The organism is Photorhabdus heterorhabditis (assembly GCF_001280945.1).
GTDB lineage: Bacteria > Pseudomonadota > Gammaproteobacteria > Enterobacterales > Enterobacteriaceae > Photorhabdus > Photorhabdus heterorhabditis.
In genome coordinates this window covers 14046-35432 of sequence record NZ_LJCS01000036.1, presented here as the reverse complement: position 1 = coordinate 35432, position 21387 = coordinate 14046, and the positions used below count along the sequence as shown (strand labels likewise).

Here is a 21387-nt window from a genome sequence, read left to right as displayed (position 1 = left end):
GGAAACTCTCTGATTGTTATTGGATTGGTGAGTTGAGAAATGCTGAAAGTGCATCATCACTTTTCAGTGATTCAAGTGGGATATAACGGCCATCATCAGCCAAAAGTGATGGAGTACCTGGAAGATTATAAAAATTAAAGGCGGCATCGTTCTTCTCTAACGCTTGTTCTCCTATCTCACAAGAAGCTGAAGCTAAGGATGCCTGTTGGTTGTTTGGAACCATACTAACATCAGCTTGATATAGTTGTTTCCAGAAAGGTTTGCGTTCTTGAGATGGAGTACACAGGACTGGCGTCACCAAGTTTGCTGTTTGCTGGCCCCCTATTATTGTTACAGGGAAAATCTCTACGTTATAATTGCGAGACAATTCTTCCAAAGCTGGCTCTATGATTTTGCAATTTGGGCACATTGGATCAGAAAAAACATACAATGTCCTGGCATGACCAGAAGATAATGGGATGGTGTATCTTCCGCTTTGGGCTGCTGTGCGTAAGCGTTGCGCGGTGTATTGATAGTCTTCCGTCTTTATCGTTGGTTTGGGCTGTTCTATCGGGACGTTAGTCATAGCTGAAGAAACAGGGACAGTAGTGCCAGGATGTGGAAGGGAGGAAAGCCTGTTTGGTGGATTGATAGGGTGATGTTTCTCTGTTGTATTAAGTGATGGTTGGATGTTTTGAGCTAAGTTACTACCTTCGGTTATTCCCATTCGCCAGGCTGAGGTAGCGATTAAAATAATAGCTGCAACTAAGATACTATAACCAGCCACTTTTTTTCTGTTTTTGAGCTTTTCTTTACTACGGATTATTTCCCTATTTATTGTACTAACAATCATTCTTGCTTCATCATTATTTTGTGCTGCATAAATCATTGCTGAATGCTGATCTGTGCTGTCATGGTAAACACTTCTATCATTGATATAAAAGCGGTAATTTTTTCCTAGTTCCATGACGATTACAGGTGTATTTTTGTATGGCTGATCAGAGATGACAGATAGAGTTTTACCCTGCAGTGATGCAGAATATGAATGAGACATAAGGCTGTTCCTGTTATTAAGGGCGTTTAGCTCTCGGGCGAGAAAAAGTTCGTTGTTTAGGGGCTTGATATTTTGTTTGTTGGCTATTGGACTGTACTGGATTGAATGACGTATCAGTTGCTGCCGGTTCGTGTGATTGAAGTATGATGATTTCACTATTATCATCATTTTCATCTCCTGGTTCTATTGCGTCTGTGTTGTCCTGTAGTTTGCGTTCGTTTAATACTAATCCAATACTTCTAAGGTCTTTTTCAAGTCCAATGATAGCTATATCTATCCAATTTTCTGGGCGAGGAATATTTACCTGTAATCTCAGAGAGATATCTGAAATTAGGCGCTCCCATTTAGCAGCTGCGATAACTCCAGCCCCTTCGACAAAGACTTTAGGGCGCCCGGAGGAAGTCAGTGTATACCATAGGATCCTATCAAGACCTTTAAGCCAGCGAAAACGGGCACAAGGTAAACGTAAATCTTGGTCATGAAGTGCAAATAGTGCTGTACGGGTAGTACTGTAATGGCGCAGCCAACGCTTAGCTTCGGGGTGTTGTGCAACTCGATTAAAGGAGCTATTGGCCAGACTCAGTACTGGATAACCCTTCTTTCCGTTATCACGCCGGCTTTTGATTAGGCAAGAGCGATTAAGGTCGTCCAGCAACTTTTCGGCAGATTTACGATCATTCAAAAAGATTTGCAGGCCGAATACTGCAAATAAGGCTCGTTCATAAGCATTGAAGGAAGAAAACTCAGTTAAAGGAGTCCCTAATTGTTTCATAAATACTTCGCGGGTCTTGTCTCGATTCAGTCGTTCCCCAATTGTAAGTTGGTGTTGTAATGCGAATTCATCTGGAGTCTGAGCACTTCGGTGCTCCGGTGGGTCACAATTAAGCAGTTGTGTTTTCTTATCACCGTAGCAAAGAACTGGAATAATCGCTGGTGAAAATTTGGCCATAATATGTGGTAGGGAATAAGCATCAATGTTCCTACGAGTGAGGTTACTTGGATGATTGCGAATTGAAAACAAACTTCCACTGACGATGATGCTCAAAGGAAGCATCAGAATACCGGCTGTTTTATTCATTATATCAATGAACTCACTCCAGCTAAGGTCATTAACTCGATTTGCCGCCCAAGCTAACAAGTGAAGTCGCTCTGCGACATAGTTATGTACCCTGGGGAAATCACAAAGCGCCCAGAGTTGATAAAGGAGCCAACAACATCCAAACATGATAGAGGGCTGATATATCCAAATCAGAAAACATAATAGGAAAAATACTAATAGAAACATAGAGCCACGTTCTTGGCCTTGTTGTGGCGGCTGTGTTGTTCTTGAATACATTAGTTGCTCCAGACAAAATAAAACAGCCCGCAGACAAGTCTGCAGGTTCTGTGAGACGGTTGGATTACACCAGAAATGGGTTTATCAGAGGACAAAAAAAGAACGCCGTTAAGGCGATCTTTTTGAGGGCTATACTCTATACAGTAAAATTAACAGAGTTGAGTTTTTTTCTGTACAAGTTCACTGAAAGAATTATTTATTTTTATCTTTGGACTGAATGATGGTGCTAATAGAACATCCAATTTTTGACAGAATAGTTTTATTTTTGCGTTGCTATTAATGTTAAAATATGGGCGACTAATGTGATTAAAATTTAGTGTTAGATTACATCCTTGAATATCATAACCAGCCCAATCATAAAACTCGTATCCTGTTAATATTGGTTTGTCTTTGTCATAGAGTGATATGGTTAGAATTCTTCCATTTTCCTTATCAATGCCGAAGTATTTTCCATTGGCTAAATCAAAATACTCTAACTCGTTGCAGGGCGAGAAGTCTTTATTGATCAGAGTTCCTTTTAGCTTTTTTAATTGTGATTTTGTTCTTGAAAAGATAAAAAAGTTAGACAAGAAAAATGCAGCTATTACCATTACAGCAATGTAAGGTATGGGGCTAAAAAATTCCAGTGAGTATAAATAATTTCCGATAACTACTATACAGATTGGAACAATTATTAGTTGTAAGATAAATACCACAGGAACGTATGACTTCCTTATGTTATTTATGAATGTCATGGCATGTCTCCTATATCCTGGATGATATTATTTATTTAATACCATCCCCATGTGGCGCTTTATTATCATTTGTATATTTTACACCCGGGCTGCGTTCTAGTCCACTACCAAAACCGGCAAAAATACTTTTTGTAGATTCTACTATTCCACCAAGAATACCAGCTGCTTCCCGGCCACCCAGCCATGAAATGATATAATCAGGCATAGTCACTTGTAACCCAAAAACTCTACTTACAGTAGTTGTACATATTCTTGCGTAGACCATTAATATACCGACCAACGAAACCAACCCAGTTATAGAGTTTGCTTGTACATTAGCAATTGTAGCACCGAACATAATATTTAATAATGTTCCAAGCGCAACGGTTACTATACTGGCAAAAACAAATCCAAATACCATTAACATAGGGCGAATCATAACGTCGATGAGAAATATATAGCCATATGATGAACGATTTCCTCCTTCATTCTCAGTACCGATATGTGTAGCAGCCCATAATGAACCGCCTGTTGCTCCTACAAATACACTAACGATCCAATTAGCTGCCGCCGCGATCCAATATATGAAAGGTATGAATGGTAGATAAATGGACAAGCTGAACCCGATACCAAACAATAATACACAAATAAATTGAACTAATGGGGTTATGGAATTCACCATTGCAGGCGCTGCTTGTACTAAACCTATGGAATTCACCATTGCAGGCGCTGCTTGTACTAAACCTAATGATGCAATATTTAACAGGAAGTTATTTCCAACGGTTTCACTTGCGATTTTGGCTGCTGCAAATATTGTATAAACACTTTCAGTGTAAATAAGGACATAATCACCTATATTTTTCATTTTCAATAAAGGATTGATCTGACCATTTTGATTGAATTCTCCATTGCCAATATTTTGTATTATATGGTTTGATAACCTTTGTCCTGGTGAATTAAAAATTCCAACAAATACGGCTGCTGGATCTGAGGCATCTGTTGCTTGTTGTGTGTTCTTGGGACTCTGAGTGCCTAATGGTGGCGTGTAGGATGAATTCTGTAACTGTGCTTGATAAGCGGTCATGATACTTTTATATGTGTCGCCAGCACCTAAGTCTCCTAAACCAGATATGCCAGTAATGATTGGTTTCAGTTGCACTGCCTCATTAACTTTATTATTTGCGGTAGCAAATGTTTGATACCAAGCTCCTAGAGCCAGCCAACCATTCTTTTTTAGCTGAGAAGATAAAACAGAAGCTAGCTCATTCGATTGCCCTTGAGATTTCAATGTTTGGTTAATGCGATCTTCATATGCCTGTGCTGCTTTTTGTATGTTCGTCTCTGCATCTGGTAATGTGCCGCTACCATTCATTTTTTTGTTGAGCAAAGCTGTCACAAATTCGGAAGCTGCTTGAGATAAGTTATTTTGCATTTCATTCATTGCACTGCGTTGAGCATCAATTATTCGAACAGTATCAACGGAGGCTGGAAACAGCCAATTTGTTGTTTTATCTTTTATAGATTCAGGCAATCGGGCAGAACCACATAGAGCACTACCGTTTCCAATCTCAAAGCCATCAGTGGCACTTTTTATGCTCATAAGGGGCGTCCCCCCTTGCCCATATTGCCGATACATGGTGTCTAGTTCATTGTTCATGCCATACATACACAAATTCATTTCATAGATAGCACGGGCCGAACTTAAAGTTTGTGATGTGGTAGGTTGCACAACTAATGAATACCCATCTTCAAGTAAATCAACTATGCGATCTGTTACTAGATTTGCGCTACCAATGCCCATCACTGAGGCTGCCCATAGAAAAAGTAGCTGTGCGATTGACCATCCTGAGATAGTTGGAACTAAGCTTAAGAAACCAGCCGCAGTGGTTACTGGACCTACCAAAGAGGTTCCATTGTTGAAGATTTTGCCTTGTTGTCCTGCTTTAGTTAAGTGCCTTAACGTAACAGCTAGGAACCATACAACGGCAATGGCCAACACTATCCCATTAAAAACAAAGAACAACTCTCCAATCATACTGGAGTCAGTTGAGAATGGATTTATTACAACGTCACCAAATATCATTACTAAAATTTGGCGAGAGAGATCACTGGAACGCTTAGCAGCCTGTTCGATAGTGTCAAAACTGATCGATGAATCAGCCCAGGCGTTGAGAGTAAACAGGCAAAGACATACGCTGGCCATTAATTTTAGAATGGTATTCATAGAAGTCTCGTATAAGGTGCTGATGCTCGCTGATTAGCTTATGTTAGTAGGGTAATAGGGGGACTGAATGTGCAATTAAGCTGTTCGGAATTATATAATGTCTAATTAAGCGCTTACTATTTGAGGCTTAGTGTTGTTTTAAGCCACGAGTTTTCAGATAAAAAGTCCGAAAATCCCCCGTGTTCTATTGGAGATGCTCGGTGATGACATAGTTGCCATAATCGCCAACTACATATTAATGCTTGAACAAATGGTAATGCGGCTAGAGAGAGTAAAGCCAGAATTAATACGAGTGTTTTAATCAACAATAACGGAGTATATATTCCACTTAATAGCACAACCAAAATGATGCTGATGACTAATAGTGACGGAATAGCAGCTAAAGCCAAGCATAACTTCTTACGACGTAGGAAACGTCGTTTTAATGTTTCAATTGTCATACCACTGGCTGTTACTGCTTCATAAAAACTAAGTATTGGTTGCTGGAGTTTCCTCTCAAGCTGAGAGGAAGGGAATAGATGTTTTACTCGCTTGATATTATTAAGGAAAGATGGACCTATTTTTGTCGCGGTGTAACGTATCTCAGATAAGGGTAAGAATATGTTAGAAACGTAATAAATACCTTTTACAGTGCGTTGACCCCAAGTAATAGATTTTTTTTCAGCCTTATTAGTCATGTCGTGCTGCTCCAGCGTTTACTTCTTGCATTTTTACCTGTAATTGAGGGCGGTAGGATTCGGTAGCATTGAGCGAAAGTAGCTGCCCTTGAAGGATGTTGTTTTTTTGTAATTGCTGCTTTATGCCCAGTAACAACCAATTCTGAAGGGATTGGGTTCGGATAGACTCACGTATTAAGTTATCGCCTTCCATACTCTGCAGATCTGTTTGATAATTTGTGTTAGCATAGCGTCTACCCACTTCAAATTGCTCAAACTCCCTTTCAGACATTATGCCGGCACGCTTAGCTTCATCTGATGCTGTACGATTGAAATATTCAGCTGCAGAAGAAGCCGTAAGTGTTTCTCTGAGTACGTCGTGTGTTGCTTCATTGGGTTGGCTTGCCGATAACATAGCCAACATAGGTTCGCGGGCTGCTGAATTGACAGCTTCGTATTGTGTCATTAATCCTACATATTGTTGACCTGAGGTTGTTTTGACTTCACCTTTACTTAATTGTTTGCCGGCTGATGTTGCGGAGCTATTTAATATGTATGCCATGGCTGCATCGGTCTGTTTTTGATCAAAAGTAAGATCAGGAGACTTCCCATCTTTACCAGCACCATCTAGTAATGACGTTAAGCGTTTGTCACCGCCAGGCAACTCAGAAATGCTTTTACATAGAGGCGTTCCGCCGTAGGCAGCAAAGTCTACAGCGTCACAATAATCAGCATGAATAGCTGCTACACGAAATTGTGCTTGTCCTCGTGCGGGAATGGGTGTGGTCACACCCTGGCGAATTTTGTTGTTACTAATTCCGTTACCACTGGCTAACGAGCTTTGTCGTGCTCGGGTTCCGTTCTGTATTTGTGATGCCATTCCTGAACCGGATTCAGTGCAAATACTATCAGGAACGGTATAAGTACGGCGCGCCTGCTCTAGTCTGTCTGTTTGGTGAGCAAAAATATCTTGATCGCGCTGCGCTTGCGCAGATTGCTCAATCTGTGTAGCAATTTTGCTACCATTTTGGTTAATGGCCGCACCCACCTGATGCTGAGTAGTGGCAATCTCACCTAAACTGGTATTCATTGTTCCAAGTAATGGAGCAACTTGTGTTTGGATCGGAATACTTTTAAGAACTTCAACAGGATATCCCAAGGATTGATTGGGTAATGCGATGTAAAGTATCAAACCAGAGAGTAGGGATACCTGGGGGGTAATAGGAGGATTGAATTTCATTATATCTCCGGGATAAATAAGGGTATTTTAGCCTGAGGGTGTTAAATTGAGTTACTTTGAATATATCCAGCCTTAGATAGCAATTCGTTAGCTAATATCCTGATAGCACCGTCTTCATCATCGTGATTGGCTTTTTTCTTTAACATATCAATATGTTTCTCCGCTGAACCACTAGGAAAAGTTGTGGCAAGTAGTTCTCGGGCTAATTTTCCGTCTAGCGCCTCATATAGAATGTTGCGGAGAGCGCGATTTTTGGGGGTAGAGTTGAGAGCCCATAAAAGACGTGGCCCAACTGTATTTTTCAAAAGTTGGGCAACATTACCGTTTGTGGTTTGAAAAACAGCCAGAAACGTCGTACCACTGCCATCTGGTGCAGGACCACGCGTCGTATTGAGTAATTTATTCAGTGTTGCGCGTGGGACGTGGAAAACTTCTTCCAATACTTTGAAATCGCTAGGGCGTACACGCATGAGGTATAGAGAGTTAGCTGATTCCAAAAGCTGCTGAGGATAATCATCCAGATACTGAGATGCGAAAACAGTGCGAACACCAAACTTGCGTTTCTCGCGATCTTCGGTCTGCAGAGCGGCCCACAGTGTTTCTATTCCTTTGATGTTGTGTAGCTCATCCATAAATATGAGCTTACTTTCCTGATCCAGTTGTTCGATGCGCTTTCTGTGTAGAGAAACATAACGGGAATCCAGATTGGCATATAATTCGTTTTGGTATTGAGGAAGGTAAAAATCGTTTGCACCGGCTAGGTGGCGTGCAAATTGATACATAATGCCGGTGCGAATTTTTCCTTCTGGGGAGTCATCACCAGAGACGTTGTTAACATCAACAACACGAATTCGTGTGTTAGGGCTGACAGTAAATCGGGTGCGTCCAGAAATCAGTGGGTAATCAGACAGCGCTTGTGTGAGACAACGTGAAATGTAATGCAACATAGATTCATCAGAGCTAGGGCGATTAACTTGTGCAAAGGTTGTCCGCATTTGTTCTGTGTTGAGTGCTCCCTGTAGATCATTGAGTTCTGGTACCGCTTGAGCTTGTGCAAGTGAGGCTTCATATACATAACCTTTATCAAACAGCATATCCCGAATTTCATACCATGTAGCCAATTCCCACCATTGCGCATCATGTTCAGAAAGACAGCCACTTTCTTTTATTGCCTTATCCACTTCTGGGATCAGCGAAGGACCATAGCGCAATGGTTCAGTATCACTATTTTTTTTGTAGGCGATATCTATGGCCATAGATATGATTTGTCGGCAAGCAGCAGCATCGGGAGGCATGTTAATTTGTGGATCGATACATAAACTAGTCAGTATTTTCAGCAGGTATTCACGTTCTGTGCTGATTGGGTATTTTAGACCTAGAGAGATATCGAATGGATTACGACAATGCTCTGAATCATTACGTAAAATGATACTAATAACTTTATCTAATTGACCTGGTGGTAAACTATCTCTCATTAGGTCATAAAATCCTTGAGCAGTGAAACCCTTATCAACCATAGCCATAAATGGAATTTCTGTACTGCCTGTGGATACTCCGTCTACATGCATTCTGTTGGCCAGTAGTGATTTACCAGAACCTGGGGCACCGGCTAATAATTCAGTATGTTTTTCTTGGATTCCACTGGCTAATTGCACTGGATAAGGCTTGCCGTCAATAGTTTGGAATATTACATTACCCTCGTTCCCCCAGGGACTTGCTGGTCGTTGTAACGGCATCAGTTTTAGACCTTCGGATAAAGGTGGAAACATAAGTGTAGGTGCGCTGAAACTGGATGCTAATGGCAGTGTATTAATCCATGCTCTAATCGGGTCCCCAAATGTTCGTGTGACACTAGTGACCCCCCATGATTGAACCGACTTTTGTAATAAGGTCAGATTACGTTGCATTCTGCTTTTATCTTCATCCCATGTACTAGCTGTAATGCTCATTATGCAAATGGGATCCTGTTTGTCTTGTGCAAGCAACCACGATATCGACTGATAAATATCACGTAAGGAAGGGACAAATGCGACAAAACTTAACAGGTTATTCTTGCTACGCAGCATTTCTCCTCCCCCGGGCATGAGGTCTAAACGTATACGCCATGGGATTTGACGGGGGACTTTCTTAAATAGTTGGCTGAACGGTTCCGGGCGTTGAGGGGCTAATGTCATCGCTAGTTGACCATGATATAACCCATCTACCTCAATAATGTTTCCTGAGGATTTCACCTCAGTGTCGCAATATTGGAAATTAAGGTGGGGAGCAAGACAAGCACTAATATCTTCACCACGCATTTTTCCATGAGGGATAACGCGATCTCCTGGAAGTAACGGTTGCCAAGTTTTGTCTGTACTGACACGTTCAATTTCATCGCGGATCACGTAGCCTGCCTCATGTGCGTCCAGTAGACGTACCATAACACCTTCATTGCCGTCAGCAAGATCAGTTACCAGTTTGTCAATAAAAGCATCGTGTCTTAGCTTCAATCCTTCGAATTCAGCATAAACAGGGTTTTGTCCATAGCGGGCTTCTGGAAGATCTTTAAATTGTTTATTTTGACGTTGGGTTTCTTCTTTTTTCTCTGCGTTTGGGAGGGTTGCAATCGCAGTGTATACCGTTAACCACACACGTTCCCGTGCGAGATAAGGTGTCATTTTAGCAATCTGCTCATCTACAAGGTCGTTCAATGCAAGTCCTAGTTTTTGGAACGATTGACGTTGTGGAGCAACTAATCGACTAATTTCTTCTTTACCACGTGTAGGATCTCGTTCGAATACGATACTTAATTTGTGTCCCATAGACTTGAAGTCACCCGTCAAGCTGTCACGCAGTTTCAAAATAAAACGCAAGAAACTATCAGGGGCTGGTGTTTCCATTGATGTTTTTGGTTCTGTTTCACTGAATTCACGAAATGCACCTAATACCTCAAAGCAGGAGGCATAATCATTGTTTTCGGTGACGTGGATATAGGGAGCGTCTAATGATGGATGGCGAATTTTATCGTCTGGGGTTAATCCAATAACAGTTCGTAGATCGCAGTACTGAGAAAAATCTCTCCCTAATGTATAGCGAGAAAAGTAGGCAAAGGCTTCTTCGATTTTATCGATAATCATATTTAGTTCCGAGAGAAATAGTCACGGTATAGGTGTTTCCACCAAGTAGTACTCGCTTCAAGTCCGGTTGTGGCGAGTTTGTCTTTAAATTGTCTTGGGTGTAGCACAAGTGCTAGATGACGCCAACGCTCCAACAATGTAGGCCGGTACTCATCAGCTATGTGCTTGATGGTTTCTCCAAACGCTTGAGGGTGAGATGTTCCCCAGACTTGTTGAACGGGTTTTTCATAAGATGTCAGCCAGTCGAGCAGCGCCTTAGCATCTTTTTGGTAGGATTCATCATTTGAATCTAATGCTTGAGCAATGGCACGTTGTAAGTGGTTAACATCTTCTGGGTTTAATGTAGGGAGATATACGATAGCTCCCGCCTCAGCAGTGATGGTGTCTAATTGTTGCCATGCTTGGCAGAGAGGATCTGCGACACCAAGGTTATTGGGCTGTGTGTTTAGAGGATTATTATCACGAAATATTGCGCTATTTTTTGGTGACTCATAACCACAAAATTCGCAGCAAAACCCGACTTGTCGAGCCGTATTATTCAATTTTTTTTGTTGGTTGGCTGATATTGTGTGTCCCGCTATACGTCGGGAAATGGAAAAAATCAACATGGAAATTCCCAATAAATCGAAGAGATAGAGCTGGAGAGTTTAACGTTCGAGATTGAAATCAATACAAAAATAGGAGATGTGGCCGACCTGAATAGGTCAGCCATCAACGTTAACCAATTGAGACTGGATTGAGGCCCATCTGTTTCTGGCTACGGTTAGCAATCTGCTCAAGAGCAATAAGGCCAGCACCAACTACGAAAAGAATAATGATGTGTGTTGCTTTAATTTGTGGGTTATTCTTTTTGGCGGACATACAGACAATACCAGTAGCAATAAAACCCATACCAATGACTAGACATGCTTTCACAATCGGCTCTTTTAATGAATAAACACCATTTAAGACATTGTTGATCATGCCAGTAATATCGTCGTCAGCTTTTGCAACAGGTGACAATAACAGTCCTATAAATCCAGCAATGGCACTGAGAGAATACCGACGAGCTTTTTCGGTCATTAGAATAGCTTTAACATAAATAAACAATGGAAAGTTTTTCATAAATTTCAGAATGTTCATTATTACCTCTTTATTTACCAATGAATTTTGAGTGTATTTTGAATGGCATTAATCAGCTGTGGATTACTGGCGAGCATTGCGCCAATAACTAGACGTTTAATGCCACTAGATATGTCGTTCCCAGCACTAAGACCAGTATGTCCGTCTTTCTGTGAGCGACGAAGGCGAAGCAGTCCTTGATAAGCATAAATAGTGCCTACCCATTGGAGTAATGTGAGGATTGCATTGATAGCTACTGCAGCTGGACCATATTTTCCCTCTGAGACATAAGCGATAGCTCCGAATGTGACATCTCCTAGTGCCATCTGGTTAGAGGTAGCACTCATTACGTTATGCAGTGCGATAAGGCAGCCGCATAATAAAATGACACCAACTATTTTCCCGGGTCCATCTTGTAATTGGCCTCGTCTAGCCCTGCTGGCAATATTGCTAAAGTGCCCTATGAGAATGGTTAGCCCAACGATAGCACCGAGGGCTAGAATCAATTGGATACCAACTTGGCTTAAGTTGTTGATTGCATTTGCAATCATTTGCACCAAATCCATAAATCTCCTTAGCGGATGATGCCTGCTGTGGTTACCACCTCACGTTTATGTGTATCTATGGTTTGAACAGTGGCGTTGCCGATGCGGTCGCCCTGACGTAGTGCCCAAGTGCTTCCTTTATAGTTCACCCATGCAAGTCCCGGATACAGACTGGCTATAGAGGCTCCCTGGAAATTGGATTTTTTACTGCCGGCTTGGTGAGTTTTCTTGGTAGTTGGTTTTGCCGTTGTTGGGGCTACTGAGGACAAAGACGCCGATTGATGTTGCTGCAGGGCGGCAAACTGCTGTTCAAGTGTGCGTAATCGTTGATCTAGTGCCTTGATTCCTTCTCGATTATTTTCACTATAGGTGCGTAGATTATTGATATCCTCTGTAATTGCTCCATTCTCTCCGTTAGTTGGGATATTTTCCGATATAACTGTGGCTGAGGTTTCCTGTTCCTGTGATACGGAGTGAGATGGCAATGTCTCAGCAAAGGAAGAAATAGGTTGTTCTGCCACGGGTTCTTGAGAAGCAAATTGTGGCGTATTGCTTGTTTGTTGTGGGGTATCACGAACAAAAACAAATATTACAAGACCTAAAAGCATTGTTACCATCATCCACAACTGCATAACAGTTACTTTTATCCCCATTGGTAAGGTGATGAGTTTAGGTCCATTAGTTTTTTGAGGAGTTGAAGGGATATCAACATCCGCGTCTTCCGGTAGAGGTTTTGTCGGAGGGGTGTCTAAATCGAAGCGAGAGCTCATTAATGTTCTCCTGAAGTTAGGCGATGTTCAGTGAGTACGATGGCGTTTTTATTAACCCGATCACTCTCATATACGCCTTTCATAAATTGGATTGCGACTACTTGTTTCCTATGGACTTTCACTTGTTTTACGGGGAGTTTGGCTGCATCACTAGCTATGACTTGACCTGCTTGTTCTCCAATCCCGCCGATAACGGTTCCGGCAACAGCCGAGCCGTCAACCTTACCTGTGCCACCGGTAATTGTTCCACTTGATGTGGATAAGATTTGTGTATTTTGGTCTTTGTATAGCTGACCGACACCGCCAATGCCACTTGCCATCGCAGGTAAAATGATGCGACTGAAATAACGATTGTTGACTTCACTTGCGACTGATGATTGTAGTGTATCGTCCTGTAACGCATACGCATCCACTTTGTATTCAACATCGTTTACGGTCATACGGGTGAAGTGAATCACAACTCCATTTCCAGCCAATTGCACTCCTCGTGCGGTGAAGATTGCGTCAGTTAAAAATCCTGTGGGTATATGAGCCGAAACAATAGAGTTCAGATTGTCTGAATCAATCTCTGTATCAATAACGCCAGGTCTACGAGTGTTTGGAGGTACGATGATCTTATCCTGTGAGATACTTCCCTCTATTGCTGTTCTGACCGGTGCCACCTGTTCGTTACTAGGTAACCCGCTTGTCCAAGTGCTAAATGCATTGGCTGGGCCGGTACCGTTTTGAGTTCCTTCTCCTTCTTGACCAAATGCACTAGCCAATTGCATTCCTCCAGGTTTCCAACGTTCATTAAGAACCTTTAAGTAACCTTTAAGAGCGGCTTTTTGATCCTCAGAAATTCCGTTAGGAGTTGGCGCTGAGTTCTGCGGAGCTTCAAAAGGGAGGGTATTGAGCTCTACATGTTGAGGGGCAATAGAAGGTGTTTCGTATTTAACATCACTCATTTTCAATGACGCAACAAAGCTAGTTCCGTTAATGTCTGCTGTTTGAGAACCTAATTTGTTGGCTTGGCTTTGTAGTTGTTGATACTGCTTGGTTTCAGTACTTCTAACTGGGGCGTTGTTAGCCACTTTGTTTAGGTTGATGTTCGAAGGAGTAAGAGCGGGTTTGCTAAGATATCCCCATAAAAGGAATGCTCCCCCGAATATGATCCCTCCCCCGAATAAAATCAGTAATCCAGATTTCTTACCATCACTGGCAACATCTTTTTCAATGGCCATGTTGTTACTCCAGATTGATGTTCAGAGTTACATTACGCCCTTGAACTGAGAACACGGCTTCTGGCGTGACAGGTAGTTTCCAAGTACGAGTACCATCTGCAGAGGAGGAGGTAGCGACAAAAGAATCCCTAATAATATGACGGGAACGAATATAAAGGTCATCTCCCATTTGCCAAACACTGGTCATCGGTACATCGCCGCTAGTTTTCAGGCGTTTAGCTTCTTTGGGAGGAACCCCATCTAAGAATGCCTGCAACAATGGATCTTCAAGGCTAATTTTTTCCCGGGTGACCGGAAGTGATTTAGCAGCAGGACCTCTTAGAGGGATTCGTAAATCAAGTCGGCTATCTGTGATCTGTGCTTTGTTTGTGTTGTCGGCTTCTCCACTGGAAAGTGAAATCACGATAGGAACTGGAAGCCCTTGGAGGTATACACTGACACTGGCTGTGTCGTAAGCGCGTTTAGCTTGAACTGACATGACAGGGCTATTCGGAATGTATTTAACCTCGAACCCTGCTTCATTTCCGTTAATCGGAGGTGCTCCGATATTCCATGGTGCCCCCGTTTCATCGGTGAATGATACTGTACTTGGAAAGTTCGGTAGAGCGCGTAACAACGGTAAAGATGCACCAGGAGATAAATTAACTGTCAGTGAGCTAATGCGTGGGACTGCAGTGATTGGGGTTCGACTTTCGCTACGCTGTAATTGGTCAAATGTTTGATATAGTCCTGAAACATCTTCTGGTGTTAGGGGGGCCACCTGATTGAGTGCATAAGTTAATGCAGGTGAGGGTAATGGTGCATTAGGTTCAGAGTTCTCTGTCGGCTGAGTCGGGACTTGCTGAATTGTAGAGGCTTGAACTGTAGGTGTTGGCTGCATTTGTGTGTTCATGCTTTCTGCTGGTTGCCAAGTGCTTGATATTGGCGGTACTGAGGTTATTGGTGCGGCATAACTACTAAAAGTTGCTAGTAGGATTAAGCCAGACAGTGGAGTTTTTAACATTATGGGGCCTCATAGGTAATTAACTGACTAACTTCCAAGCCTGCGTTTTTCAAGCGGGGATCAACTTGTTGGATTAATAGTGAAATAACAAAACCTTGTTCGGGTAAGGAGTTGACTTGCCCAACGAGTTTAAATTTTGAGGGGTATTGAAGTTTCCATGCATAGGCTCCGTTTTCTAGAGTTCCTTTGCTGATGACTACACCAGAAGATGTCATTGATGACATATTCATTTTTTTATCTTTTATCGCTGATAAAATATTGGATTGGGTTAAGGCTGTGTAGTAGCTCTGAAAACCAGAGTCAGAGAAACGAGGTATTAGGTTGTTCATCTGAGATCGATAGTTTACAAAGTCAAGTGTGAAGGCTTCGCGAATGACTCGGTTACCAAAATCAATCACATCAGCATCACTGTAAGCGGGTTTGTCCGTTGGATGTAGAGGGATTATTCTTCCATCTTGAGTAGCAAAATATTTCACTGGAGGGTGTAATACGGCGTATACCAAACACCCGATTATTATCATAGCCACGAGTTGGCTGGCACCTTGCCAGACATTAGCCGTGAGTGACTTGCGCGTAAATCCTACATTAAGTTGATTAGCTTTATGCTTAGCAATAGCTGATGCATATGGATCAGGCTCAGTTACCTGAGGGGTAACCTGTTCTTTTTCTTTCATGGGGTATCCATAGTTTACATTTGCTCGGTAGTCCGAGTTGGGAAACTAACGAGTGAAGAGATAATCGTTGCCGGATGGCTCAGAAACGGAATGTATTGGAGTTGGTGAAGTGCTTTGTGGCAAACTTCTGCCTATATTCATATTCACTGAGTGTGAATTTTTACCCATAAGTGGAGGCAAACTCCCCACCGGTGTATTTATAGAGTTTCCTAAACTGGGAGGCAAATCTCCCCATGGGTCGATTTTACTGGGGATATAGACCTGAATCTTATTGCGGGCTGCTTGACAGATTCTATCTTTAATCCCATTTAGGATACCGCTTAAGTCAGGAAACGTTGGTACTGTAATCGAAGTGCTGATACTACCCAAACATTGCTGCAATCCGCTGGATACTTGGTTTTCACGTTGTGACCAAGATTCGGCCGCTTTTCGATCTCGTTCATATCCTATTTGAGCTCCAGCTTGGGCCGCCGTTCCTGCACGACAGTTTGCAGATTGAGCGGGAAGAGTAAAACAGCTGGCTACAATCGTGACTAGTATCAAATGATGTAGTCGCATAGTCATAGTGATTCCTTTACGCACTAGGTCTTGGTGTTGATGGGGCAGGTTTAGCGGTATGTTCCACGATGTCTTTTTCCCGGATCTGCGAGGCTTGCGACGGTGGGATGTAGTCATTCGTAAACCCAAGTTGTTTATGCAGAGCCGGTGGGTACTTTACCGGATCAACTAATGGAGCATAGAGTCGTTCTTTTTCATCTTTCAGTTTGAATACAAAGGCGTTATTGGCACCGGCTTTATGATTGACAGCATTTCCATAGCCGATGACTTTTAGTCCATCAGGAGTGATTGAATTGAGTGATAAGTAACGACTGCCATTCTCCCGAGTACATAACTTGCCAAGAACGGAATGATATTTGCCCTGATAATGCACTATGCCTTGTATATATTCGCCTAGCCCTTTCACCAAAAGCAGCTTAAGTTGGTTTTCGCTATTCATGGCTCTCATTAGTACAGTACCTGCATCTTGAGTGTGAACAGGTAATTTTACATTGGTTGGACGTATTGCAGGAGGCTGTGTACCTTCGCCATTAGGTTTAAACCATAACAGACCATTCGCTGGTGATGGTAAATCAGGTATAATTACTCCAGTTTCTGTAGCGAATTGAATCACTTTTTCTTGTATGGCCTTAAAGTGTGCTATGTCATAAGCGAGCAAACTAGCAGGGGGAGCTGCTTGGCGTTCATTGCTGACAAGTAGCCGAGGATCAATTGCCGAAGTTATCTCCCATTGATTACGGTTAGTGATAATTTCATGTGTTTTTTCTAAACCGTTTTCGTCGATGACAACCTTTCCTTGAGCGTCTCGGACTTTTGTCATTATGGCGACCTTTTCGCTGCCAAGCCATTTAAGCGTGGCTACGTCGCCTTTACTTAATCCACTTTCGCTAATGGCATCCATCAATCCTTTACCCCAGATATATCGTTCACCTTGTGCAGTTCTTAGGTGTACGTAGTAGTTTTCACTCTCAGTAGGATCAAAGTTATATTTTGCAGGGCCATATCCCAAGATAGTCCCGGTTATACCAGCCTTACTTTCTTTATGGCTGGCATTTTGTGGATTTTTCCGAGGAAGAACATTTGGACGTAATTCAGGTGGTAGTTCTGACTGTAATCCTGATGGTGAAGCAACAAAAGCAGTTGTTTCATTAGGTTCCAAAACAATGCTTGCTACTGGGCTACCTACTGGTGTAGGTGTATCGCTTGGAGTAGGTTCGTCAGCAAGTTTCTTTATTGCTTCATCCAGCATTAATTGTTGCTGTGCATTCTTCATTTTCACATCGAGGTTGTATTCTGCGATGAGATTAATTGCACGTTGTTTGAATTCATCACTACCAGTTAATTCGATACGACCACGATAATGTTCCCGCGCGACGAGAAGGGCTGCAAGTATCATAGAATCGTTCTGACTGGATTGAGCGGTTGCCATCACGATACGATTGCTATGGTCAACAAATGCATCCTCACCGCTGAGCAGATATTTGACAGAACGACCGTCATCGGACATTTCATGTGTGATTTTTTGCATTAAGGTATCAAGGTCTATTGGTGCGAGTTGCCGTGACGTTTCAATAATAATTGCATTTTCTAACTGTTCATTCTGTTTTGCTGGCTCTACTGCAGTAGCTAAGGTTTCCTCTTCTTTTGCTGATTCAGCAGTTGCAGTTTCTTGAGTTTGTTGATCAGTTATTCGGGCATCTTGTTTTCTATTGCGGTAACGTTCTTCGTCTTCTGCTATCATTTCGGCAGTTGATACTCGGCGGGAAGTTAACCATGCTTTAGCGTCGTCATCTGCCTCTTGAATTTTTTCTTTCTCACTGTATGACTTAATACTACTTTCTTTAGTTAAATTATTAGATTCGTTTTTTTCTTTTATATTCTCACTAGGAGATTCTTCCTGAGGTGCAATATCTGCAACTTTATCGTCATTAATTAGTTCGTCATGAGCAGTTTGAATTGCCTCTGTTGTTACTGGTTCTACTGCAGTAGCTAAGGTTTCCTCTTCTTTTGCTGATTCAGCAACTGCCATTTCTTGAGTTTGTTGGCCAGTTATTTGGGCATCTTGTTTTCTATTGCGGTAACGCTCTTCATCTTCAGCTATCATTTCAGCGGTTGATACTCGGCTGGAAGTTAACCATTCTTTAGCGTCGTCATCTGCCTCTTGAGTTTTTTCTTTTTCATTGTATGGCTTAATACTACTTTCTTTAGTTAAACCATTAGATTCGTTTTGTTCTTTTATATCCTCACTAGGAGATTCTTCCTGAGGTGCAATATCTGCAACTTTATCGTCATTAATTAGTTCGTCATGAGCAGTTTGAATCGCCTCTGTTGTTGCTGGTTCTAATATCTCAGAAGATTCAGATATATCTTGCTTTGGTAGTTCAGATACGATGTTTGGGAATTGATATTCCGGTTGTTCCTGCTCCATCATTTCTTCGATAATATGGCTATAATCGGCATAGTCATCGCTGGAAATAGACGATACTGGAGTAACATCGTTAATATTTGATAGCGATTCTGAAATATCTGATTCAGGTGGTTCATTTAGTATTTTTATCGATTCTGATTGGTGTTTTGCAGGGATATCAACCATTTTAGTCGGCTCTATCTGGGAAGAGGTATGTATTGCTGTAAAGACGGTTTGCAACTGTTGTTTCAGTGCATCCAATCCTCTTGATTGATGAAGATCATTAAAGTCCGTAAAACCTTTCTGTCGTTCTTCTGACGTGAACGTTGGGAGAATGTAAGTTCCGCCAGTTAATTCGGCGGCTTGAGAGGCTTTATCCTTTCCGGGGTTACCAGGGCGTTTGGGTTTTGGGATATCATCATCCCCCAAAAACCATTTTTGACTATCTGGATAGCGCTCATGCAAAGCTTGAGCAACTTTCACTAAATTGCTGGCATCCACGGTCATAACGACAGGATGTTGAATGGCCATTGCTATACTTGCTGCGGTAGCATAGCCTTCAGCAAAGACGATAGGCACACCATTTTTTAACGTGCCGCCAATCACATAGAAGTTACCGACTTTTTCACCGCCTTTTGTTAAGAGTTTAGTTCCGTTAGGACTGATGGTTTGTAATGTTCGGATGGCATCGTCGGAATTTGAGAGTGGGATAACTAGATTATTTTGGGGGTCAATGTGTACGCCTTTTGCTGCCATAATCCCCTTACGTAGCAGATAAGGGTGATTGTGTCCTGCTTGAGGAAGGTTGTTATATAGAATTGTGACTTCTTTGGATTTGGCATCTTGTGCAATACGGAGTTCATTTTTCCGACGTAATCGCTCTTGGGCTGTGGCTGCTTTAATATGAAGAAGCGTTATGGGATCAAGTTTATCTGATGCCATAGACCACTTGTGATAATTTCCCTTTCGATGGTCTATCAACCACCCATTAGGGAAACCGTCTTTATGACCTACATAAGCTCCTGATTTTTCCCCTGGTTTATCATCTTCCATTCTAATCCGTTGTACAGATCCATCCATGATAGGATCGTCGTCTAACACACCTCCAAGTATGTAAATAAAGTCACCAAACTCTTTTTGGGGATTGCCCTCTTTCTTTTGAATTAGTGTGGAGTCCACTCGCCAATTTGCCAGTTTCTCAAGATTTGCACCGGGTTTGGCAAACCACATTTTGCTCTCGGAATCGAACGCTATGGCATTTTGACCATTTTCAAGTTTACCAGCTTGTTTCTTAGCTTTTTCGAGCTGATCGAAAGGAATTACTAGGTAGGTAGGTTCTGTTGCTTTCATCACATATCCTATTCAAAGAATTTTCGATACCACCAAGGGCGCCCCGTGATTTTGTTTCCACGTAGCCAGTGGTGAATCCTCTGGAGTAACACTGTTAGGGTGTAGCCGAATATGGCTAGTACTTTGTACAAAATGATCAGGGAGCAGCAGATAAAAAAGGTGGTTTTTGCCGGCCATATAAATAACAGTAGGAAAACGAGGAAGGCCAGAACGGGAATGCCATAAATGGTGGCCGGTTTTCCTGCATCTAACCAAGGGCTATAGTTATCATCATTCATTATGCCGCCCTTTGTTTATCCGAGAACTCCTGCCATCCCATGATTTTCTCAGCAATTTGTGCATTTATACGATTGTTGATAAATAATTGCCAGGTCCGGTCAACAATACGGCTATTACTGTCGCGTAAACTGGCATTGATCATTTCAGGCCAGCGAGTGTAATGATGCTGAGCTAATTTCCTGCGCCATTCATCGTTGAATATGACATACTCTCGTACTGCAGTACGTTTTCCATCTGTAGTTGGTATCAAACGTTGCACGATGATATAACGAAGTGCGTTCAGCAAATCGGATGCAATTTGTTCACGAGTTTCTTCTGGGGCCATGATGCAACAACGTGAAAATGCGTGTCCGGGTGAAAATGCGTGGAGGGTGCTCAATGCTAGCTGACCGAACTGAGCGCATGTTATTGCCGCTTGTAACGTTTCTAAATCACGAATTTCCCCAATACCAATGACTGTAGGTGCTTGGCGTAATGATAGGCGCAATCCATCGGCAAAACTTTTAACATCCCGGCCAATTTGGCATTGTTGAGGTTGTAGAACCCACTTGGGTCCACCAAGTAAATATTCAACGGGATCCTCATATGTAACGACTTTTCCATCAGGATGAGTTTCTCCATAATGTTGATAGGTAGATGCTAAAAGTGTGGATTTTCCAGAACCCGTTTCACCGCAGACTAATCCCAGGCCATTCAGTGGTAGCAGGCTTTTTCGTAGATCTTCCTCTAGTTCCAAACTGTCGAGTGTTGGAATTAAAGAGGGAATAACCCGGAGTGTTACGGCAACTGCAGTATTGAGGTTGCCGATTGTGCCCTGTATGAAGTTACAACGAAATCGGACACGCTCACCCCGAGCTAATTGATACCTGCCGTTACTATCCCCTTCTAACTGTAGAGACCTATCTACACCATTTCCGCTTTGTACTTGAGCTTTAATTTCAGTAGAAAAAATTTCATCAGTGAGTCGTATAAGATTGGAATGTTCTAATCTAAACTGGCTCACAATGACTTTACGGCCATAGTGATCTACAATCAGAGGACTCCCGCTTTGTATATGGATGTCAGATACACCGTGGCGGTAACAATGAACAAAAAATCCGCGCAAGTTGTCAGCATTCAACCCACGGCTGAAATCGTAGTGTATTAAAGGTGTCATGGT

18 protein-coding genes are annotated in these 21387 nt (G+C 42.2%); all 18 read right to left on the bottom strand.

Features of this window, described 5'->3' with window-relative positions:
• Positions 1-16: 16 nt before the first annotated feature.
• The 18 genes from AM629_RS13195 to traJ all read right to left on the bottom strand — a co-directional run bounded on the left by AM629_RS13195 (position 17) and on the right by traJ (position 21384).
• A complete protein-coding gene (locus AM629_RS13195; protein ID WP_054479653.1) occupies positions 17-1033 on the bottom strand; it encodes a DsbC family protein in 1017 nt (338 codons plus the stop codon).
• Between the two features lie 16 nt (positions 1034-1049).
• Positions 1050-2369, bottom strand: coding sequence for a conjugal transfer protein TrbA (gene trbA / locus AM629_RS13190; RefSeq protein ID WP_200905768.1), 1320 nt, complete (start codon positions 2367-2369; stop codon positions 1050-1052).
• 149 nt (positions 2370-2518) lie between these two features.
• Entirely contained in the window at positions 2519-3103 is a 585-nt protein-coding gene (locus AM629_RS13185) for a hypothetical protein (RefSeq protein WP_054479652.1), read from the bottom strand.
• Between the two features lie 31 nt (positions 3104-3134).
• The gene (locus AM629_RS13180; protein ID WP_054479650.1) at positions 3135-5306 is read right to left on the bottom strand and encodes a DotA/TraY family protein; all 2172 of its coding nucleotides are present in this window, start codon (positions 5304-5306) and stop codon (positions 3135-3137) included.
• A 116-nt stretch (positions 5307-5422) separates the two neighbouring features.
• A complete protein-coding gene (gene traX / locus AM629_RS13175; protein WP_054479648.1) occupies positions 5423-5983 on the bottom strand; it encodes a conjugal transfer protein TraX in 561 nt (186 codons plus the stop codon).
• Positions 5976-7202 (bottom strand): conjugal transfer protein TraW, encoded by a 1227-nt coding sequence (traW, locus tag AM629_RS13170; protein WP_054479646.1) that lies wholly within the window; start codon positions 7200-7202, stop codon positions 5976-5978. Before traW ends, traX begins: the two co-directional genes overlap by 8 nt.
• Positions 7203-7243: 41 nt before the next feature.
• Positions 7244-10318, bottom strand: coding sequence for a putative type IV secretion/conjugal transfer ATPase (locus AM629_RS13165; RefSeq protein ID WP_054479644.1), 3075 nt, complete (start codon positions 10316-10318; stop codon positions 7244-7246).
• Positions 10319-10320: 2 nt separating this feature from the next.
• Positions 10321-10926 (bottom strand): hypothetical protein, encoded by a 606-nt coding sequence (locus AM629_RS13160; protein ID WP_054479642.1) that lies wholly within the window; start codon positions 10924-10926, stop codon positions 10321-10323.
• Positions 10927-11035: 109 nt separating this feature from the next.
• Entirely contained in the window at positions 11036-11440 is a 405-nt protein-coding gene (locus AM629_RS13155; RefSeq protein ID WP_054479640.1) for a DUF6750 family protein, read from the bottom strand.
• Positions 11441-11454: 14 nt separating this feature from the next.
• On the bottom strand, positions 11455-11985 hold the full coding sequence (traQ, locus tag AM629_RS13150; RefSeq protein ID WP_054479638.1) for a conjugal transfer protein TraQ: 531 nt from the start codon (positions 11983-11985) through the stop codon (positions 11455-11457).
• Between the two features lie 8 nt (positions 11986-11993).
• Complete coding sequence (locus AM629_RS13145) at positions 11994-12734, bottom strand: hypothetical protein (RefSeq protein WP_054479636.1); 741 nt, start codon at positions 12732-12734, stop codon at positions 11994-11996.
• Positions 12734-13957, bottom strand: coding sequence for a conjugal transfer protein TraO (traO, locus tag AM629_RS13140; RefSeq protein WP_054479634.1), 1224 nt, complete (start codon positions 13955-13957; stop codon positions 12734-12736). Before traO ends, AM629_RS13145 begins: the two co-directional genes overlap by 1 nt.
• A 4-nt stretch (positions 13958-13961) precedes the next feature.
• Positions 13962-14960, bottom strand: coding sequence for a DotH/IcmK family type IV secretion protein (locus AM629_RS13135; RefSeq protein ID WP_054479632.1), 999 nt, complete (start codon positions 14958-14960; stop codon positions 13962-13964).
• Complete coding sequence (locus tag AM629_RS13130) at positions 14960-15634, bottom strand: DotI/IcmL/TraM family protein (protein WP_054479630.1); 675 nt, start codon at positions 15632-15634, stop codon at positions 14960-14962. The genes AM629_RS13135 and AM629_RS13130 overlap by 1 nt, the downstream gene beginning before the upstream one ends.
• Positions 15635-15679: 45 nt before the next feature.
• Entirely contained in the window at positions 15680-16198 is a 519-nt protein-coding gene (locus tag AM629_RS13125) for a hypothetical protein (RefSeq protein ID WP_235525476.1), read from the bottom strand.
• 10 nt (positions 16199-16208) lie between these two features.
• Positions 16209-19949 carry an LPD7 domain-containing protein gene (locus AM629_RS13120; RefSeq protein ID WP_054479628.1) on the bottom strand — a complete coding sequence of 1247 codons (3741 nt, stop codon included), beginning with the start codon at positions 19947-19949 and terminating at the stop codon, positions 16209-16211.
• A gap of 8 nt (positions 19950-19957) precedes the next feature.
• A complete protein-coding gene (icmT, locus tag AM629_RS24355; protein WP_054479627.1) occupies positions 19958-20227 on the bottom strand; it encodes an IcmT/TraK family protein in 270 nt (89 codons plus the stop codon).
• The gene (gene traJ / locus AM629_RS13110; RefSeq protein ID WP_054479625.1) at positions 20227-21384 is read right to left on the bottom strand and encodes a plasmid transfer ATPase TraJ; all 1158 of its coding nucleotides are present in this window, start codon (positions 21382-21384) and stop codon (positions 20227-20229) included. The genes icmT and traJ overlap by 1 nt, the downstream gene beginning before the upstream one ends.
• Positions 21385-21387 lie beyond the last annotated feature (3 nt).

Coding starts and splice junctions, on each gene's coding strand:
- AM629_RS13130 (WP_054479630.1), bottom strand. CDS start 15,634: ATGAAAGAAAAAGAACAGGTTACCCCTCAGGTAACTGAGCCTGATCCA.
- traQ (WP_054479638.1), bottom strand. CDS start 11,985: ATGGATTTGGTGCAAATGATTGCAAATGCAATCAACAACTTAAGCCAA.
- AM629_RS13125 (WP_235525476.1), bottom strand. CDS start 16,198: ATGACTATGCGACTACATCATTTGATACTAGTCACGATTGTAGCCAGC.
- AM629_RS13160 (WP_054479642.1), bottom strand. CDS start 10,926: ATGTTGATTTTTTCCATTTCCCGACGTATAGCGGGACACACAATATCA.
- AM629_RS13145 (WP_054479636.1), bottom strand. CDS start 12,734: ATGAGCTCTCGCTTCGATTTAGACACCCCTCCGACAAAACCTCTACCG.
- traJ (WP_054479625.1), bottom strand. CDS start 21,384: ATGACACCTTTAATACACTACGATTTCAGCCGTGGGTTGAATGCTGAC.
- AM629_RS13135 (WP_054479632.1), bottom strand. CDS start 14,960: ATGTTAAAAACTCCACTGTCTGGCTTAATCCTACTAGCAACTTTTAGT.
- traO (WP_054479634.1), bottom strand. CDS start 13,957: ATGGCCATTGAAAAAGATGTTGCCAGTGATGGTAAGAAATCTGGATTA.
- AM629_RS13195 (WP_054479653.1), bottom strand. CDS start 1,033: ATGTCTCATTCATATTCTGCATCACTGCAGGGTAAAACTCTATCTGTC.
- traW (WP_054479646.1), bottom strand. CDS start 7,202: ATGAAATTCAATCCTCCTATTACCCCCCAGGTATCCCTACTCTCTGGT.
- AM629_RS13180 (WP_054479650.1), bottom strand. CDS start 5,306: ATGAATACCATTCTAAAATTAATGGCCAGCGTATGTCTTTGCCTGTTT.
- AM629_RS13165 (WP_054479644.1), bottom strand. CDS start 10,318: ATGATTATCGATAAAATCGAAGAAGCCTTTGCCTACTTTTCTCGCTAT.
- AM629_RS13155 (WP_054479640.1), bottom strand. CDS start 11,440: ATGAACATTCTGAAATTTATGAAAAACTTTCCATTGTTTATTTATGTT.
- trbA (WP_200905768.1), bottom strand. CDS start 2,369: ATGTATTCAAGAACAACACAGCCGCCACAACAAGGCCAAGAACGTGGC.
- AM629_RS13120 (WP_054479628.1), bottom strand. CDS start 19,949: ATGAAAGCAACAGAACCTACCTACCTAGTAATTCCTTTCGATCAGCTC.
- icmT (WP_054479627.1), bottom strand. CDS start 20,227: ATGAATGATGATAACTATAGCCCTTGGTTAGATGCAGGAAAACCGGCC.
- traX (WP_054479648.1), bottom strand. CDS start 5,983: ATGACTAATAAGGCTGAAAAAAAATCTATTACTTGGGGTCAACGCACT.
- AM629_RS13185 (WP_054479652.1), bottom strand. CDS start 3,103: ATGACATTCATAAATAACATAAGGAAGTCATACGTTCCTGTGGTATTT.